Raw genomic sequence first — 17,674 nt, forward strand, 5'->3', positions numbered from 1 at the left:
TTTTTCATCGATGCTAAAGAGAAATGATGATCTCAGGTTCTATCGCTCACTTTGCAAAAGACATTTTGCCAGTTAAAATCTTCGTAGCGGCTGCGATCCTCATTTCCCGTTTTTGCCGCTTCAATTCTTCGGTTAAAAGCTTCTGTTCCTTTTTAATTTTGTTTTCTTCAACTTTACTAACGTCGTTGATCAGATTCTTCGCGATTTTTCTAATCTGCTTTTCCAGCTTTCTGGTCTGCGGGTTTTCTGCATCAATTTTCAACTTCCGGTTGAGTATTGTGACGACCTCGTCAGTTCTTTCGAGTTTTTTAGTTTTCATTGCATTCCAGGTTTTAAATTCAAATCTTATCGTAAAAGTAATTTTGAGACAAGACTTGAAGGATGACTTGCGCGCGTCCTATGGATGATCTTAATCATAGCCGAACTCCGCCAAGCAAGTCAAGAAATCGCGGGAGCTGAGCAAGGAATTAATGAACAATGCTGGAAATCACGAGAGCGAGCATTGTTTACCAAAGTATCGGCTTTGTGAACGACAAGATTGAGTGCAACTACTATTTTTTAGTGGGTATTTTGAAGGAAGGAATTTTGCTGTTTGATTACCTGTAGCAGCGACGGATTAAATCGTGCTGAGAAAATCAGACCTAAATTTAGGTGTTCGTCTGATCACTAGGATTTTCTGCCAAAGTGTTTAGTATAGAATTCGTACTTTTGGTTAACATACAGCCGTATTATATAGTTAAAGATCAGATAATTATACACTAAATCTAATTGGTACATCTTAATAGATTTGTTCTTTCCCTAACGAGTGATTACGACTTTATCTCATGAACCGATTCTTTATCATTACTTTTTTGATGGGAGCTAGCTTAACGGGAGATAATATTGAAAAAATTGAAAGATGATTGTCCATTACGCGCAGGGTCATTGCTGCCAAAGCCATTCAAGAAAATAGCTTACAGTAGTAAGTAGCTTATGGTTCAAGATTAGTGAAATGGCTTTTACCTGATGAAAGTAAAGCAGCTCATATCAGTAAACTGGTAATGCTTGACTAATATGCTTCACACAAAGCGAATTCTAATGATTCATTTGACCGGCACAGTTCTAAATTTTAATCCGGACTGTTCCAGAGCGGCCTTCAATTTAGGGATCGTGGTAATACCAATCCCGTGTAGCTGCAAAATATCCTGTTCTGTATAGGTAGCTAGTTTGTTAACATCCAATATATTGGCATTCTCTAATGCTCTTCTTGCGGGAGCATTTACAGATGCTAAAAATCCCTCTTTTGGTCTTTTCTTGGCCTCGCATATTGGACAAGTTGGACAATTGCTGCTTTTCTGAAATTTATGTCCGTTCGGACAAATTTTATGTGCCATCGTTTTTTTACAAAGATAGAACTACCAATACGTTTGGACGAGTGCTGTCTACGCCATATTTATGGGTAATTTGAGACAAAGTACAGGTTCGTTGTTATGATCCATAGCCGCTTCAGCAACTGGTTCTTAAAACATCTGTGGCCGTCCACATCTTCCGGATCAAAGGTGGAGATTGGACCCGCTCTGAATCACTTCATCGTAAGTTCTACCTTTCCTTTGGCACGGCCGCTTTCCACGTATTCCAGTGCTTTGCCCGTCTGCTCGAAAGGAAATACTTTGTCGACAACAGGCTTAATCACCCCTGATTCCACAAGCTTGGTAATCTCGGCTAACTGACTTCCATTTGCCTGCATAAACAGGAAGGAATAACGAATGCCCTTTTGGCGGGCCTTTCTGCGAACCCCCAAGCTAATCAGCGATAGTATGACCTTGAAAACCAGGCCAAACCAGTTTGCTGTGCAAAATCATCCTTCATGTTTGTTTGTTTTTACTTACTATTAAAGAGTTATGAGACTTACGGCGAAATAAAAATACTCTTTCTGGTCTGTTTTTATGAAAACAAGACAGCCGCCAAATCTGGTTTGACGGCTCTACCTTTTCTGACATACTTTACCAATGATCAATTCCGGTCTGCTTAGCTAATCGACCTTTAAGGGCTTGCATATCTTCACTCACCTTCAAATCCAGGATTTTAGCATATATCTGTGTCGTGCGGATGTTCGTATGACCTAACATATTCGAAACGCTTTCTATCGTACACCATTTTGCAAAGTAATTGTAGTGGCGAATGTGTGCCTGGCAACATGGGAAGTCAGCATTTTGTCTATCCCGCAAACGACCGCAATCTCAATCGTATAAAGCTCGCCTTTGGAAAGTGACGTTTCATCAATGCCTAAATACTGATCCGCATTTTCTTGGTACAAAAGCCGCTCAGCCGCATGCTCACGTTGATCCCAGTCCTTGTAATCGCTAATATAGTTCTAATACTGCTCCTGAAGCTGCCGCGTCGGCAGTCCGATTACCATCCAGATGGAAATACTTGCCTAGCTGCGAGCAACTAATAGGGTTATTATCAATGCAGCCCCGCCCGGCGGCCCGGTTTTAAAAAATCAGCAAACTCTTTGGTCATCCGAGTTCCCTGCTGCACTACATTCCAGTCCCTGCTTACTATCTCACCAGTATCCTTACTTCCCAACGACATCGCTTGATACAAAGCATAACACGTTGGATGCGAATTGGAAAGTCCTGAATATTAATCTCGGGAAGAAAACCCTTAGACTCTAATTTTTTGGTCTTTATATTGGGTGGGAGGAAGGTTTTTTTCTTCCAGATAGATATGCAACCCAGTGAGGCCTTCAACTGTTTTGGAAAGTTCGAAGTAATCGGGGGGCGTCTAGCCGGGGATACCCTCAGGTAACAGGAAGCGGACTAAGGCTAAATAGGACTCGCGGTCCGCCGCCGCGGTGCAATGTATTTGATTCATTGCAAAACAACTAACTTTTTAATCGCCCCCCAAGTTTTCGGACTGATCTGCTATTACCTCGCGAACCCAGGACACATACATTAAAGCGTACACCCCAGAAACGAAAAAAGCGCCCTTTTGAGGCGCTCTGTGATCCCGCTGGGATTCGAACCCAGGACCCATACATTAAAAGTGTATTGCTCTACCAGCTGAGCTACGGAATCTTGTTTTTCTTGTTTTTTGCAACCTTGGATTAGCCGTGGCCTTTTCCGTAATTGCGATGCAAAAGTAGAATTCTTGAAAGTATAATGCAAGCCTTATATAAGAAAAACCTGTTTTTTGGGTTAATAATATCCGCTGTTCTTGGTTCACAGCCGGCATTTTGTGCGAATGAAAAGGAGCTAAAAACTGCTGATTCTCTGTTCGCTATGGGGAGGTATCCCGAGTCCCTCGTACTCTACCGAAAAAATTTCAATCCGGAAGAAAAAAATAATCAAAGCCTCCTCTTAAAGCTCGCTTTCCTCGCTGAAAAGACTAACAATTACACCGACTGCCTCTATTACCTCAGCAAACTGGCCCTCGCTAATCCGTCCAGGAGATTGTTCGAGAAAATGGATAAACTGGCCGAAGAGCAGAATCTCGCCGGATATGAATTTGATGACTACAACTACTTCATCATCTTTTATCGCAGGTACGGCGACTATGTCCCCCTTTTTCTGCTCACTCTGGGCATTTACATCGTCGTGATCATGGTTACCAAGACGCGCAGGCGGGAACCAATTCTACAAATACATAAAATTTCTATTATAGTTTATCTGCTCGTTTTGCTGGGTATTCTCAACATCCCGTCGCTTTACCAAACCTGCATTGTCATCAACGAAAACACGTTTTTACGCGATGAACCTTCTTCCGCCGCCCCTGTGATTGAGCGGGTTGGCAAAGGTCACAAGCTAACGATCCTCGGTTCAGTCGATCACTGGAACCGGGTGATATGGAACAACAGGATCGTTTACATCAGAAAAACCGATCTTTGGAATATCTGACCGGCAAATGGTATCATTTTTGCTGCGTACCAGTTTGTATGTATATTTAAGGGTTTAAATTTTAAATTAAATTGTATGAAAAAGCCAATGAAACGTTTTTTACTATTGATCGCAGGGGTTTTAATGTTGGGTTTTGTGTCTTCCTGCAAAGAGGAAGGTCCTCACAAGGATGACATCGTAAAATTCTCGGCTGTCATAAATAGTACACCGACTGTTCCGAAAGCTACTTCCTCTGCACAAGGAACCGGGGTTTTCGAATACAACAAAACCACGAGAGACCTTAAATACAACATCACTTACCAAAACATTACCCCTACCTCCGTTAACATTCACATGGCGAACCCGGCATACGAAGCTGGTCCGATGGTATTCGCACTGGCGCAAAATCCAACCGGAAATCAGGTACAGGGAACTGTTAAGCTGAACATCGAGCAGCAAACTGCATTGATCGTAGGTTTGATGTACGTGAACATCCCGACTGCTGAAAACATTTACGGAGAAATCCGCGGCCAGATCCTGGCAGATAAATTCGAAGAGTAGTATTTCATTGCTCTTCAACAAAAACGGCCGGCGCTCAATGCACCGGCCGTTTTTTTGTTTTCTCTGCTTATTTTTTCTTCTTCTTTTTCTTGTGCCCGTGAAAATCCTCTACTTCCTTCATCAGCGCTTTCAGGTCGTTGTCCTGGTCTGAAGTAAAATCGAGGGTTGCTGAGTAATCTTCATTACTGATCTTTAAAACGTCGATCGGCTTGTCGAGGTACTCCTGGATCTGATCGAGGATCGGCCTTTCTTCCGGGCTGCAAAATGAAACTGCAAGTCCCTTCTGTGTGCCGCGTCCTGTCCGCCCTACCCTGTGCACATAGTTTTCCGGCTGCTCCGGAAGATCATAGTTGATCACATAATCCACATTCGGGATATCAATACCACGCGCACTTACGTCCGTAGCGATCAGTACTTTGGTCTCGCCGGATTTAAACTCGTTCATCGCCTTCAAACGGTCGGCCTGCTCCTTGTCGCCGTGAATGGTTATACTCTTCACTTCCATTCTTTCCAATGCAGCATGTACTCTTTCCGCGCGCACTTTGGTGCGGACAAATACCAGGATCTTGCTGTCGATGTTATTCTTGATCGTTCTTTCCAGAAAAAAGCGCTTATCGTCCATTTCCACAAAGGCCACGGAATGGCTAATATTTCGCGCAACTGGGTTATTGGGCGAGATCTGGATCCTGATCGCATTGCGTACAAGCGAGTAAGCCAGCTTCTTGATCGTTTCATTGATCGTAGCAGAAAAGAACAATGTTTGCCGCTTCTTCGGCAGCAACTTGATCAGATCCTGTATGTCTTTGATAAAACCAAGGTCGAGCATGTGATCGGCTTCATCGAGTATCAGAAACTCTACCCTGTTCAGTTTAATGTGCCCCTGACTTGCCAGATCAAACATCCTGCCCGGTGTAGATACCAGTATGTCAATGCCTTTTTCAAGCTGCGCAATCTGCGGCCCCTGCTCTACCCCGCCAAAAACACTGAAAACCTTCACTTTCGTGTACTTCGCAATTTTGGCAAAAACCTCCGTGATCTGGATAGCCAGCTCGCGCGTCGGTACCATTACCACGCATTTGATACCTTCCGAGCGAACGGAGGATTTTTGTCTCGCCAGCAAATCAATCACAGGAATGGCAAAAGCAGCCGTTTTTCCAGTGCCGGTCTGCGCAATCGCCAGTACATCTTCGCCTTTCAAAATAGCGGGAATAGCCTTGAACTGAATGTCTGTGGGACGTTTGAACCCGGCGGCTTCCAGGTTTTGCTTGATCTCGGGCGAGATATGGTAATCGTCAAATTTCATAGAAAAGAATAAAAGCGGGGCACAATGCGCCCCGCGATGCAAATACATTCAAAAGTAGCTTAAAAGAAATGATTATCGTCAAAGCTCCTGCTCGTAGAAGCGCAGCCTGTTTTTAAGCGAAAGAATTTCCCGGTGCATATAATCCACCCTGGCGAGCAGGTTATCAATTGCCTCGATTCCCGCTACATTGATTTCCAGATCACGGTGCAGGCGGATCAACCGTTCAATACGCTGCAGCTGCGGAATGTGTAAAAACCGGCTGCTGTTTATCTCCACCAGCTCGATCAGATCACTGTTCCGGAGCGACTCGACAAATGCGTATTCCACTTCATAATAGGTACAGAAAGTGTCAACAGCTATCAATTGATCGTTTTCCATAACATTTGGATTTAGGATTTAGATAGTTCCAAAAACAACTCACGCTGGCGCTCAGTCAGGTTGGTTGGTATTTTCACATCAAAAGTCACGTACAAATCTCCAAACTCGCCTTCCTTCTTGTAAACGGGAAAGCCTTTTCCTTTCAGGCGGACAACACTCCCATTCTGCGTCTCAGGCTTCACAGGCAGCTTCACTTTTCCACTCAGCGTTTCCAGGATCAGCTCTCCGCCGAGCACGGCAGTATACAGGTCCAGGTCGGCTTTGATGTGCAGGTCCTTCCCCGCCCGCCGGATCTTATCATCATTCAAAATCTGGAAAGTGATAAACAAATCGCCCGCCGGCCCCCCATTGCTGCCCGGGCCGCCGTGACCGGCAATCTTGATGGTTTGTCCGTTTTCGATACCAGCCGGAATGGTAATCCTGATGTTCCTGCCATTGACGGTCAATGTTCGCTTATGCGTTTCGTACGCCTGCTGCAAAGTCAGCGTTACTTCCGCCTGATAATCCTGGCCGCGGAACCGTGCCTGCCGACCTCCGCCAAAGCCGCTACCCGACCCGAACATGGATTCGAAGAAATCGGAAAAATTATCACCTCCGCCGCCGCCATACCATTGCTCCTGCTGGCCGCCGCGGGCCGATCTCGACTGGCGCGCACGTTCATACTCCTCGCTATGCTGCCAGTTTTCGCCGTACTGATCGTACTTCTTACGCTTCTCAGGATCGCTGAGCACTTCGTTTGCTTCGTTTAGCTGCTGAAACTTCTTCTCAGCCTCCTTGTCGTTCGGGTTGAGATCGGGATGGTATTTTCGTGCAAGCTTACGGTAAGCATTCTTGATCGCTTTGTCGTCGGCAGTTTTGTCGACCCCCAAAATCTGATAATAATCTATAAATGGCATAACCAATGCACTTAGGTGTTCTTTTATGTTAAAGTATGTGTAAGCTGAATCTATCTTCTTTCCAGCATCTCAATGTACAAATCTTCCACTTTCTTTCTCGCCCACGGTGTTTTCCGTAAAAATTTCAGACTTGATTTCACGCTGGGTTCGTGATTGAAGCTGTTGATATTAATGCGATAGCCCATTTGTTCCCACCCATAATAGTCCACAAGCTCGTTCAGAATTGTTTCCAGCGTTTTTCCGTGCAGCGGGTTATTGGGTTGACTTTGCGTCTCCATGATTATTGAAACAGTTTTAAAAAGTAGATTTAGCCTCCTGAATAATTATTAAGCGAATAGTTTAGTTCAAATCTTTTATTCTGATGGATCAAGTTAACTGGGGAATTATCGGCTGCGGCAACGTGACCGAAGTGAAAAGCGGCCCCGCTTTCAATAAAGTGGAAAATTCGAAGCTGGTAGCTGTAATGCGCAGAAATGCCGAGCTCGCCGCCGATTACGCTTCCAGGCACAATGTGCCCAAATGGTATGCCGATGCCGACGAGCTGATCAATGATCCCGACGTGAATGCCGTGTACATTGCCACGCCGCCAGATGCCCACGAAGCACTTGCATTTAAAGCAATGCAGGCCGGAAAGCCGGTTTACATTGAAAAACCAATGGGAAGGAATGCAGCTGAATGCGACCGGATCAATGCAGAAAGCGAAAGGACCGGCGTGCCTGTTTACGTAGCCTATTACCGCCGCGCACTGGATTACTTCCTGAAAGTAAAAGAGCTGATCGACCAGAAAGTGATCGGAGATATACGGTACATCGACATTTGTCTGCAATGGCAGCCTTACGAAGAAGAAACCGGAGCGAATCCGAAACCGCGCTGGCGGGTAGATCCTGCTGTTTCAGGCGGCGGCCATTTTCACGACCTGGCTTCCCACCAGTTTGATTTCCTGGAATTTGCATTGGGACCGATCAAATCAGCCCGGGGTTTTGCCCGGAATCAGGCCGGTTTGTACGAGGCGGATGATATTGTAGTTGCCAACTTTGAATTTGAATCCGGTATACTTGGAAAGGGAAGCTGGTGTTACACCATCGACAAAGGACAGCGCGAGGATAAAGCGCAGCTTGTCGGTTCAAAAGGGCGCATAACCTTCTCGTTTTTTGAAAAATTCGACATTATTGTTGAAACCGGCGAGCATACTGAAAAACTGAACATCCCCTACCCGCAACACGTACAGCAGCCGCTTATAGATCTGATCGTTCGGGATTTGCGTGGTGAAGGGAAAAGCCCGAGTACCGGACAAACCGGCGTGCGGGCAAACAGGATCATGGACTGGATCACGCAGGAGCAATAAATTCGATTTCGGGAGATACAAAATCTGGTACTATTTCTGTTATTTGTAAAACTCTAACTCAATTCAAAAGTCATGGCAAAAGGAAAAAATCTGGATAAGGGCAGCACAAAGAAAGAGCCTGAAAAGTCACTGAAAGAGAAACGTGCAGAGAAACAGGCGAAGAAAGCCAGTAAGAAAGACTACTGACCTGATAACAAGAGAGCTCCACAACGGAGCTCTTTTACTTTAATATACTTCCCGGTTGTTCTTATACTTCGCGAGCCTTTTCCTGGAACGGATGATCTTCGAATGGATCTTGTTCTTTTCATCAGGCGACATGTATCCGTCCGCATTGGATTTCTCAATGGTCATTTGAATGATACCCTGTTCTTCTTTTAGTTTCCGGTATTCGTTTTCAGTCAGCTTTTTGCTTTTGTAATCACTTTCAATCTGCGCATTCAGCTTTTTCAGGTCTGATTTAAAATCCTGGCTAAAAGCATTGAAATAACAAACAAATGAAAGTAGCAGTGTGATTTTGAAGCATTTAATTGAAAGCATCAGTCGATGAGTTTGGTGAGGAAATGAGCAAGTTTCAGGTTGAACAGGCTAAAAATACACACGAGATTTGTATATCAAAATCATTCATCCAAATGGAACAGCAAACTTATCATTACGATAAAATAGCGAAAGCGATTGAATTCATCGTCGCCAATGCCAGGGAACAGCCCTCGCTTTTCGACGTTGCCGAGGAAGTAAGTATCAGTCAGTTTCATTTTCAAAGGATCTTTTCGGAATGGGCCGGCGTGAGTCCCAAGAAGTTTTTACAATACATTACCGCCGGGTACCTGAAGGAGAAGATCCGCGAAACTGCCAACTTATCAGAGCTTGCCGAATCGGCCGGTTTGTCGAGTCAGAGCCGCGTTTACGACCATTTCATTTCCATTGAAGCCGTCACACCCCAGGAATTCAGGACTTCGGGAAAGGGACTCGATATCAGCTACGGCATTCACGAAACACCGTTTGGTACCTGCTTCATCGCGGTTACCGAGCGCGGCATCTGCGCGATGGCATTCACGGATGCAGACGATAAAGAAGACCAGCTCATCCGACTGGCGAAAAAATGGCATTACGCCAACATCCGCGCCGACCAGCAAATTACTGCTGAATACATCCACCGCATATTCCAGGCCGGGCAAAAATCACCAGACAAATTGCCGCTACTCGTGCAGGGTACCAATTTCCAGCTGAAAGTTTGGGAGGCGCTGCTCACTATCCCGCAGGGCGCCCTTACTACTTACCAGCATATTGCCAAGAGCATCGGAAATCCGAATGCGGTGAGAGCGGTAGGAACGGCAGTAGGCGACAACCCCATTGCCTACCTTATTCCCTGTCACCGAGTGATCAGGAAAGAGGGAGTTCTGGGGGAGTATCGCTGGGGCAGTCTGCGCAAAAAGGCACTGATCGGTTGGGAGGCTGCCCGACATTTTGAGGAATAATTTGCACAATTTACAAGCTGTCAAATAGCACAATGGAATGTAAACAAATTCACAATCTGCTGATCCACAGCTACAAAATTTAACAAACAATTCAACTATTTCATGATGGTTTGATATTGGATGCAATGTAGCTATCAACCAATTCACATGATCAGACATGAAAAAGACACTAACTCGTTCCCTGGCGTTTGTGGCATTTTTGGTGGCGGTAAGCACAGCCAGCTACGCCCAGTTCTCACTTGGATTACAAGGAGGTATTGCTAAATCCGATGTGGAAGATTCCAAGACAGTAGCAGGTGGCGGCGTGAACTTGCGCGTTTTCACTTCTCCCAAGTTTGCATTCGGTGTGGCAGGAAAAATCTACGCTGACGGAAGCGACTACACCATTGCAGGACAAACATTAAGCAGCACAGGTACATTAATGCCGGTAACAGGTACGCTCGATTATTTCTTCGCAGAAGGTGTAATCAGACCATATATCGGTGGTGACGCGGGTGTATACTTCTCTAAGTATGACTCCAAATTCAATGGTAACACAATCATCGAATCTTCCAAACACAGCAACTTCGGTGCTGCGCCGCGTGCGGGTCTGGTATTCGCATTTGGTAACCTGGGTATACAGGTTGAAGGTATTTATCACTTCGTATTCGGCAACAAAAACCTGCGCTCAACCACGGGTAATGTAGACAATATCGACTTCGAATCGACCTCGCAGTTTGGTGGAGTTAATGTGGGTATTATTTTTGGACTGGGAGGCAAATAACAGATCCCGTTTCCATTTGAAAACCGCGCCAAACGGCGCGGTTTTTGTTGTTGTCCGTTATCAAACCTAACTTGCCCGGAAAAACACTTCTGCTTGAAACCTGCATTTCCATTCCACGAACAGCTTTTTCAATGGCTTTTGTCAATGGATATGCAATGCGACCGGCAGCCGCTGCTGGTAAGTTACTTCCACGTGCTGCATGTCCGCAGCGTCCAGCAATCGGCACTTACTATTGTTCTTATTGATCTGGATACCTGGACAAATACCAATGCACAGGAACACTGGTCTGAATGCATCCGCTTTGTCGAAACCGAGCGCGGGCTGGGCAGGAATTGCGTGTTCATCTGGGAAGATTTCTGGATCAGAAAACGAAGGATTGTGGAGTCGCGCCTGCTTGCCCTTCTTGGCTGCGCACACCGGATACCTGCGCGCCTCACTGCGGCCAGGCGCATTGACAAGGAAGCTGCGAATGCATTTTTGGAGCAAAACCATTTAAATGGCGCAGTAATGGCAAAATATAAGTACGGGCTCTTCCTGCCGGCTCGATATTTCAGGGTGCTGAGCGAGGCGCTTACGCCGGCCGGTTCCGGTGAGCTGCTGGTTGCTGTGGCTACGTTCAGCTATCCCCGGATTTTCAATAAAGACACGCAGCCGCTCCGTTCACACGAGCTCATTCGCTCGGCGAGTCTGCTGAATACCAATGTAGTCGGCGGACTGGATAAGCTGCTGCAGGCTTTTATCCGCGACAAAATGCCCGGAGATATCATGACGTATGCTGATATGGAATGGTCTGCCGGGAAAAGCTACGCCAGGCTGGGTTTTGAAAAAATATCCAGAACTGCACCTGAAACGATTTGTCTTGATCCTGTAGCAATGGAAAGAAGCAATCCGTCGGCTTCCCAATCTTCACCGCGGGTTAACATACGGAACATGGGCAGTATTAAATTTGTAAAAACGATCACTCCCATTCCAATTCAGCACATCAATGAACATTGAAACACCTTTCCCGGTAATACTGGGGCCGACTGCCTCGGGAAAAACGCGGCTCGCTGTGCAGGTGGCGCGTGTGCTTGGGGGAGAGATCATCAGCGCTGATTCGCGGCAGATATACCGGAATATGGATATCGGAACCGGTAAGGACCTGGACGAATATGTGGTTGAAGGTCAGCAAATCCCCTATCACCTGATCGATATTGCAGAAGCCGGCGCGCAGTACAATGTGAATGATTTTCAGCAGGATTTCAGTAAAGCATTTAAGCGGATAAACGACACAGGGCACATTCCGGTTGTTTGCGGAGGCACAGGCTTTTACATATACGCGCTTCTGAAAGGTCACGCCTACTCGGCCATTCCGGTAAACAAGCCACTTCGGGAAACGCTGGAAAACATGCCGCAAGAGGATCTTCTTCAAAGGTTCAATACCTACCAAACCAGCTATCACGAACTCGCAGACACTTCCACACGCAAGCGACTGATCCGCGCGATCGAGATATCGGAGTTTCTGGTCAATAACCCGCAGCAAAATGTCTCATTTGAAAGAAGCGCGCTTTCGGAGCATGCTATTATTTTCGGTCTTAATCCGCCCGTGGAGGTACGCAGGCAGCGCATCACCAACCGCCTGCACCAGCGGCTGAACAATGGGTTGATCGAAGAAGTCGCGGATTTACTTAAAATTCTCTCCCCTTCCCAGCTGATCTATTATGGTCTGGAATACAAGTATGTTACCCAATATCTTACCGGGGAACTTGGATTAGAGGAAATGAAGGTGAAACTGGAAACCGAGATCCACCGTTTTGCAAAGCGGCAGATGACCTTTTTCAGGAAAATGGAAAAAGATGGACTGCCCATTGTATGGTTGCCCGACGATTGGAATGAAAGCCGGAAAACAGAGTTCATCACGAGCCGCTACCTGGAATTTAAAGAATCAAAGCGTAAGAGTAAAACCCACTAAGCCACGTCCTATTTACAATGAACAGAAAAGTAAGCAGCCTGCTTTTGCTGCTGGTATTAAGCATTACCGACGCCTATCTGCTGGCGCATCCAAACCTGATCGGAAGGATCGGCGTTTTTGTTTACAAGCACACCTATATCCGTAATTTCCCCCGTGCATTGCTGACTGTACTACTTGTGGTCGGAATCTCGCTGGTCTTATGCGAGCTGGCTTACCGGTTTTTAAACCGCCGGAATGCATTGTTGCTGTACTCGGCGCTTGAAGCAGTTGGCATAGCCTGGTTTGTCTACGTTTACATGACATTCTCCACGTTTTCTTACCGCATTACAGGGAAGGCATTTATTTACGGAGCGCACTTGCTGCCCATTATTCTGACAGGACTTTTCAGCAGGTACCTGTTAAAACGTTTGTTAACCAAGCCTTTGCCGGAAGCGGGCACAGGCGGAATTGCGGGTGCTGAAAAGAAGGAGTTTTAGGCCGGTGAATACGTTGTGAAAGCAGCTTAAAGTGGCGGCAATATAATATTGGTACTATTCCCATCTATTATAAAATATTATTGCTCAGCACTTGAATTTTCACAAATTAAACATGGATATTAATAGAAAATACGCGGTTTTTTAGGATATTGCGGCTTGTCCCGGGGACGTAAACATGCGTTTCCGGAAGGCTTAACACAAAATTAATTTGTCGGATAAGTAAATCAGTATCAAGCAAAATCTTTGGAATAAATTGACCTGATCCGGACCTATCTCGTCATTAACCTTTTTAATTTTATTCTTAATTATATGTCCCAAATAGCTGAATTAACCCTTGATGGTAAGAAGTATGAGTTCCCGGTAATTGAAGGAAGTGAGCAGGAAAAGGCGATTGATATTGCGAAACTACGTGACCAGACAGGGTATATTACTATTGACGCCGGCTATAAAAACACCGGTGCTACAAAAAGTGCCATTACGTTTTTAGATGGTGAAGAAGGTATACTGAATTACAGAGGATATTCGATTGAGGACCTGGCTGAAAAGGCTTCGTTCCTGGAAGTAGCTTACCTGCTTATCTACGGTGAACTTCCTACTGAAAAACAATTCGCAGACTTTGAGCATGAGATCAGAACGCATACGCTTGTTAACGAGGATATGCGCAAGATTTTTGAAGGTTTCCCGGTGAATGCACACCCGATGGGCGTACTTTCTTCGCTGGTTAGCGCAATGAGCTCCTTCTATCCCGACGCGGATCAGAGCGGTGAGGAGGTAACACAGCTGCATATTATCCGCCTGCTTTCCAAGCTGCCGACAATTGCAACCTGGTCATACAAAAAATCACAGGGACACCCTGTTAACTACCCGCAGAACGATCTTGATTATTGCTCTAACTTCCTGAACATGATGTTTTCGCTGCCAGTAGCGAAGTACAATGTGGATCCGGTTGTTTCGGCTGCATTGAACAAGCTGCTGATCCTGCACGCAGATCACGAGCAGAACTGCTCAACATCGACCGTAAGGCTGGTAGGATCATCTCACGCAAACATTTACTCATCTATCTCTGCCGGTATCAGCGCATTGTGGGGCCCGCTTCACGGAGGCGCAAACCAGGAAGTGATTGAAATGCTGGAAGCCATTAAAAATGACGGTGGCGACACGCAGAAATACATTGATATGGCTAAAGACAAAACGAGCGGTTTCCGTTTGTTTGGCTTCGGTCACCGCGTTTACAAAAACTTCGATCCTCGTGCCCGCATTATCAAGAAAGCCGCTGACGATGTGTTAAGCAAATTAGGTATCAACGATCCTGTTCTTGAAATCGCTCAGAAACTGGAAAAAGCGGCATTGGAAGACGAATACTTTGTACAACGCAAGCTTTATCCAAACGTCGATTTCTATTCAGGAATTATCTACCGCGCATTGGGTATCCCAACCAATATGTTCACGGTAATGTTCGCCATCGGCCGCCTGCCGGGCTGGATCGCGCAATGGAAAGAAATGCGTACCAACAAAGAACCAATCGGCCGCCCACGCCAAGTCTACGTAGGAGCTCCCAAAAGAGACTTCGTAGCGATGAGCGAGAGGTAGTAATGATATAAGAAAGTTTTCTCAGGTTTTGTCACCCTGAGCGCGGTCGAAGGGGCGTGCACCACGCCCCTTCGACTGCGCTCAGGGTGACAAGCTTTTTACAGGTTGGTAAATTTTGGCTGGACTGACAATTCCTTCACGGCGACAGCCTTTCAATCTTCCAAACTCCACTTTCTTCTTTCGTGTAAGCCAGCCTGTCGTGCAGCCTGCTTGGCCGGCCTTGCCAGAACTCGATAAAATCAGGCACTACGCGGTAGCCGCCCCAATGCGGTGGGCGAGGTACTTCAATCCCTTCAAAGCGGGCCTCTGTTTCCCTTGTTTTCTCTTCCAGAAACTCCCTGTCCGGAATGGTTTCACTCTGATGCGAAACCCAGGCGCCGATCTGACTGCCTCTTGGACGCACGGAAAAGTATTCGTTTGATTCAGCCTCGCTCGTCTTCGCTGCCCTGCCTTCTACCCTCACCTGACGTTCCAGCTCTTTCCAGAAAAAAGTAAGCGCAACCTGACTGTTTTCTTCGATCTGTCTACCCTTTTTACTTTCATAATTGGTAAAGAAAGAGAAACCTGATTCATCCAGGTCTTTGAGGAGCACTACGCGGGAGGAAGGCCGGCTTCCTGATACAGTACTTAAAAGCATTGCATTTGCCTCGGAAACACCGGCTTTTAAAGCTTCATCAAACCATAACCTGAACTGTTTCAGCGGGTCAGGGTTCAGATCGTGCTCACGCAGACCTTGCAAATGATAATCGTGACGGATTTTGGCAATATTATGATCCATTTGGCACTAATATGTGATGTTGGGAGCTCAAAATTAGCCATTTCAAGGGAAAGATTATTAGATTTGTAATCCGGAGAAGACGTACTTACGAAACAAGAATCACGATGGCACAAGAACAACAAGAAGGGGTCAGGAGCGACGAGCAAGAGGACCTGGAACCAAAAACAATTGACACCCTTGAAATTGATCTTAACAATGAGTTAACCGAAGAGCATGAGGAGGCGGCGCCGGATGTTGATTATACCCAACTATCGAAAGAACAGTTGGTTAACTTGTTAGAGAACGAACTGGAAGCTATCCGTACCGAAGGTGCCAAACCTGCGCAACTTAAAAAAGCAGAAGCTGTTGCAAAGGAAATCCGCCCGGTTCTTGATCAGATTAAATTGAAGGAAAGAGAAACCGCTTTGCAGGCATATATCGCTGAAAACGGAAGCGAGGAAGGTTTCGAATATAAGTACGACGCCGACACCCAGAAGATAGATTCGCTTAGCCGCGAGATCAAGGGTTTGAAGAATTCGTATTACCAGTCTCAGGAAAAAGAAAAAGAAAAGAATTTCAATGTAAAAACTGCCTTGTTGCAGCGTTTGCGCCTTTTATTAGACGAAGAAGGCGGCCGCGAAACCGACGCGACGGGTTTGAAATCCAGCTGGGAGGAATTTAAGAAAATCCAGGAGGAATGGAAAACAGCCGGTAACATCGCTTCTCCGCATAACGGGACACTCTGGGCAACTTACAATGCATTGATTGACAGATATTTCAGCAACAGAAATATTTATTTTGAATTAAAAGAACTCGACAGGCGCCGCAATGCAGACCTGAAAGCAGAACTCTGCGAGAAGGTAGAAGAACTTGGAAAATCATTGGAAAGCCGGCCGATGACCAAGGAAATCCTGAACGAGGCCAACCATATTTTTGAAGAGTACAAACACCTTGGACCTGCACCAAAAGACGAGCAGGAAAAGCTGTGGCAGCGTTTTAAAGAAGCGCTGGACGTACTGTATAATGCGCAGCGCGGACAGTTTGCCGAGCAGAAGAAGTTGATGCACGAAAATTACGAGCAAAAACAGGCTATCTACGAAGCAATCGTCCCATTCACCACTTACAACTCGGGCAGCATTAAAGAATGGAATGCAAAAACCAAGGAGATCATGGCTTACCAGGATCAATGGGTTGCATTGAAAGGGATTATGCCGAGGGAAGAAGGTAAAGAGCTGAGCAAGAAATTCTGGGCAGCGTTGAAAACTTTCTTTAACAACAAAGGTGAGTTTTTCCGTCAGCTGGAATCCAAAAGAGAGCAGAACCTGGAACAGAAAACCCAGCTTTGCGAAGAAGCCGAAGGGCTACTTGCTACCGGCGAAGACAACCCGGCCACCACTCAGAAAGTGATCGAGCTTCAAAAGAAATGGAAGGCGATCGGTCAGGTTCCTGAGAAGTATAAGGATACGATTTACGACAGGTTCAAAAAAGCGTGTGACGCATACTTTGATCAGAAACGCGCCAAGAACAAGGTGGTGGAAGAAGAATTCGAAGGCAACCTGTCACGCAAAGTTGACCTGATCGAGCGCATTGAGGCCGCAGCCAAAGACAAAGACGAATCTTCGCTGAACCTGCTGAATGCATTCAAGAGCGAGTGGGCTTCCATTGGCTTTGTACCTAAAAAGGATATGCAGGCTATTCAGAAGCGCTACATTGCTGCGATCAATACTTACGTGGGCGCGATTGGTCAGCTTTCTAACAAAGAGAAAGAGCAGGCTGTGCTTGAAAGCGAAGTAGAACTGGCAAGAGATGGAGAAAGCAGCCGGACACTTTACCGCAAGGAAAGTGATATCCGCCGCAAGATCACCCAGCTTGAAAATGACATCGCACTTTGGCAGAATAACATCGAGTTCTTCGCGAAGTCGAAAACTTCTGACCGCTTGAAAGCTGATTTTGAAAGAAAGATTAATGCGGCACTAAGTCAGCTGGATGAGTTGAAACATCAACTTACTATTATTCAGGAGGCTATCTAAAAACAGTAAAAAAGTTTAGAAAAAAATATTGCAAAAAGTTGCTTTATATAGTCTACAAGCCTACTTTTGCACCATGATAACGGAACAAACACCGACATCATAAAATAAAAAAGGCCTCCATAGCTCAGCTGGTAGAGCAACTGACTTGTAATCAGTAGGTCGTTGGTTCGATCCCGACTGGGGGCTCTTAAAATTTCCAAAGCACTTAACTTTCGTTAAGTGCTTTTTTGTTGTTCATGCCTATGTTGCAATGAATTTGTAATATCATTCCTGCCTATCTCTCACAGTTAGC

At 45.8% G+C, this 17,674-nt stretch carries 19 protein-coding genes, 2 tRNA genes and 1 pseudogene; 11 read left to right on the forward strand and 11 right to left on the reverse strand.

Annotated elements, in window-relative coordinates; translation table 11 throughout:
• Positions 1 to 46: 46 nt before the first annotated feature.
• The 5 genes and pseudogenes from ASG33_RS18640 to ASG33_RS18655 all read right to left on the reverse strand — a co-directional run bounded on the left by ASG33_RS18640 (position 47) and on the right by ASG33_RS18655 (position 3,059).
• Positions 47 to 319 (reverse strand): hypothetical protein, encoded by a 273-nt coding sequence (locus tag ASG33_RS18640; protein WP_056288821.1) that lies wholly within the window; start codon positions 317 to 319, stop codon positions 47 to 49.
• Between the two features lie 763 nt (positions 320 to 1,082).
• Positions 1,083 to 1,373 carry a hypothetical protein gene (locus tag ASG33_RS18645; RefSeq protein WP_056288824.1) on the reverse strand — a complete coding sequence of 97 codons (291 nt, stop codon included), beginning with the start codon at positions 1,371 to 1,373 and terminating at the stop codon, positions 1,083 to 1,085.
• Between the two features lie 188 nt (positions 1,374 to 1,561).
• Positions 1,562 to 1,780: a zinc-binding dehydrogenase gene (locus ASG33_RS25625; protein WP_229238730.1), complete on the reverse strand. Its 219-nt coding sequence runs from the start codon at positions 1,778 to 1,780 to the stop codon at positions 1,562 to 1,564.
• 202 nt (positions 1,781 to 1,982) lie between these two features.
• Positions 1,983 to 2,230 (reverse strand): annotated as a pseudogene (locus tag ASG33_RS26110) (tyrosine-type recombinase/integrase); the annotation flags it as partial.
• A 756-nt stretch (positions 2,231 to 2,986) separates the two neighbouring features.
• Positions 2,987 to 3,059: transfer RNA gene (locus ASG33_RS18655), tRNA-Lys, on the reverse strand.
• A gap of 84 nt (positions 3,060 to 3,143) precedes the next feature.
• Between ASG33_RS18655 and ASG33_RS18660 the strand changes: the two genes are divergently transcribed.
• Both ASG33_RS18660 and ASG33_RS18665 read left to right on the forward strand, forming a co-directional pair.
• Complete coding sequence (locus ASG33_RS18660) at positions 3,144 to 3,878, forward strand: SH3 domain-containing protein (RefSeq protein WP_056288827.1); 735 nt, start codon at positions 3,144 to 3,146, stop codon at positions 3,876 to 3,878.
• Between the two features lie 75 nt (positions 3,879 to 3,953).
• Positions 3,954 to 4,418 (forward strand): CHRD domain-containing protein, encoded by a 465-nt coding sequence (locus ASG33_RS18665; protein WP_056288830.1) that lies wholly within the window; start codon positions 3,954 to 3,956, stop codon positions 4,416 to 4,418.
• A 67-nt stretch (positions 4,419 to 4,485) separates the two neighbouring features.
• Here ASG33_RS18665 and ASG33_RS18670 read toward each other — a convergent pair whose 3' ends face one another.
• The 4 genes from ASG33_RS18670 to ASG33_RS18685 all read right to left on the reverse strand — a co-directional run bounded on the left by ASG33_RS18670 (position 4,486) and on the right by ASG33_RS18685 (position 7,273).
• Complete coding sequence (locus tag ASG33_RS18670; protein ID WP_056288833.1) at positions 4,486 to 5,721, reverse strand: DEAD/DEAH box helicase; 1,236 nt, start codon at positions 5,719 to 5,721, stop codon at positions 4,486 to 4,488.
• 78 nt (positions 5,722 to 5,799) lie between these two features.
• Positions 5,800 to 6,099, reverse strand: a complete 300-nt coding sequence (locus ASG33_RS18675) for a chaperone modulator CbpM (protein WP_056288835.1) — start codon at positions 6,097 to 6,099, stop codon at positions 5,800 to 5,802.
• Between the two features lie 11 nt (positions 6,100 to 6,110).
• Positions 6,111 to 6,995, reverse strand: a complete 885-nt coding sequence (locus ASG33_RS18680; RefSeq protein WP_056288838.1) for a DnaJ C-terminal domain-containing protein — start codon at positions 6,993 to 6,995, stop codon at positions 6,111 to 6,113.
• 50 nt (positions 6,996 to 7,045) lie between these two features.
• Positions 7,046 to 7,273, reverse strand: a complete 228-nt coding sequence (locus ASG33_RS18685) for a VF530 family DNA-binding protein (protein WP_056288841.1) — start codon at positions 7,271 to 7,273, stop codon at positions 7,046 to 7,048.
• 83 nt (positions 7,274 to 7,356) lie between these two features.
• Between ASG33_RS18685 and ASG33_RS18690 the strand changes: the two genes are divergently transcribed.
• Positions 7,357 to 8,340: a Gfo/Idh/MocA family protein gene (locus tag ASG33_RS18690; protein WP_056288844.1), complete on the forward strand. Its 984-nt coding sequence runs from the start codon at positions 7,357 to 7,359 to the stop codon at positions 8,338 to 8,340.
• A gap of 225 nt (positions 8,341 to 8,565) precedes the next feature.
• Here ASG33_RS18690 and ASG33_RS18695 read toward each other — a convergent pair whose 3' ends face one another.
• On the reverse strand, positions 8,566 to 8,877 hold the full coding sequence (locus ASG33_RS18695) for a hypothetical protein (RefSeq protein ID WP_056288846.1): 312 nt from the start codon (positions 8,875 to 8,877) through the stop codon (positions 8,566 to 8,568).
• 92 nt (positions 8,878 to 8,969) lie between these two features.
• Here ASG33_RS18695 and ASG33_RS18700 point away from each other — a divergent pair, with 92 nt between their 5' ends.
• The 6 genes from ASG33_RS18700 (at position 8,970) to ASG33_RS18725 (ending at position 14,595) form a co-directional block, all read left to right on the forward strand.
• The gene (locus tag ASG33_RS18700) at positions 8,970 to 9,815 is read left to right on the forward strand and encodes a methylated-DNA--[protein]-cysteine S-methyltransferase (RefSeq protein ID WP_056290457.1); all 846 of its coding nucleotides are present in this window, start codon (positions 8,970 to 8,972) and stop codon (positions 9,813 to 9,815) included.
• 157 nt (positions 9,816 to 9,972) lie between these two features.
• The gene (locus ASG33_RS18705) at positions 9,973 to 10,578 is read left to right on the forward strand and encodes an outer membrane beta-barrel protein (RefSeq protein WP_056288849.1); all 606 of its coding nucleotides are present in this window, start codon (positions 9,973 to 9,975) and stop codon (positions 10,576 to 10,578) included.
• A gap of 93 nt (positions 10,579 to 10,671) precedes the next feature.
• Positions 10,672 to 11,574 carry a hypothetical protein gene (locus ASG33_RS18710; RefSeq protein ID WP_157474853.1) on the forward strand — a complete coding sequence of 301 codons (903 nt, stop codon included), beginning with the start codon at positions 10,672 to 10,674 and terminating at the stop codon, positions 11,572 to 11,574.
• A complete protein-coding gene (gene miaA / locus ASG33_RS18715; RefSeq protein ID WP_056288853.1) occupies positions 11,564 to 12,529 on the forward strand; it encodes a tRNA (adenosine(37)-N6)-dimethylallyltransferase MiaA in 966 nt (321 codons plus the stop codon). The genes ASG33_RS18710 and miaA overlap by 11 nt, the downstream gene beginning before the upstream one ends.
• Before the next feature lie 17 nt (positions 12,530 to 12,546).
• Complete coding sequence (locus ASG33_RS18720) at positions 12,547 to 13,005, forward strand: hypothetical protein (protein WP_056288856.1); 459 nt, start codon at positions 12,547 to 12,549, stop codon at positions 13,003 to 13,005.
• Positions 13,006 to 13,314: 309 nt separating this feature from the next.
• On the forward strand, positions 13,315 to 14,595 hold the full coding sequence (locus ASG33_RS18725; protein ID WP_056288858.1) for a citrate synthase: 1,281 nt from the start codon (positions 13,315 to 13,317) through the stop codon (positions 14,593 to 14,595).
• A 136-nt stretch (positions 14,596 to 14,731) separates the two neighbouring features.
• On the opposite strand, the gene pdxH is transcribed toward ASG33_RS18725, so the two are convergent.
• Positions 14,732 to 15,373, reverse strand: coding sequence for a pyridoxamine 5'-phosphate oxidase (pdxH, locus tag ASG33_RS18730; RefSeq protein ID WP_056288862.1), 642 nt, complete (start codon positions 15,371 to 15,373; stop codon positions 14,732 to 14,734).
• A gap of 104 nt (positions 15,374 to 15,477) precedes the next feature.
• Between pdxH and ASG33_RS18735 the strand changes: the two genes are divergently transcribed.
• Positions 15,478 to 17,382 (forward strand): DUF349 domain-containing protein, encoded by a 1,905-nt coding sequence (locus ASG33_RS18735; protein WP_056288866.1) that lies wholly within the window; start codon positions 15,478 to 15,480, stop codon positions 17,380 to 17,382.
• A gap of 113 nt (positions 17,383 to 17,495) precedes the next feature.
• Positions 17,496 to 17,568 (forward strand) — tRNA-Thr (locus ASG33_RS18740).
• Positions 17,569 to 17,674: the final 106 nt, after the last annotated feature.

The sequence above is a fragment of the Dyadobacter sp. Leaf189 genome (assembly GCF_001424405.1).
In the GTDB taxonomy this organism is placed as follows: Bacteria; Bacteroidota; Bacteroidia; order Cytophagales; family Spirosomataceae; genus Dyadobacter.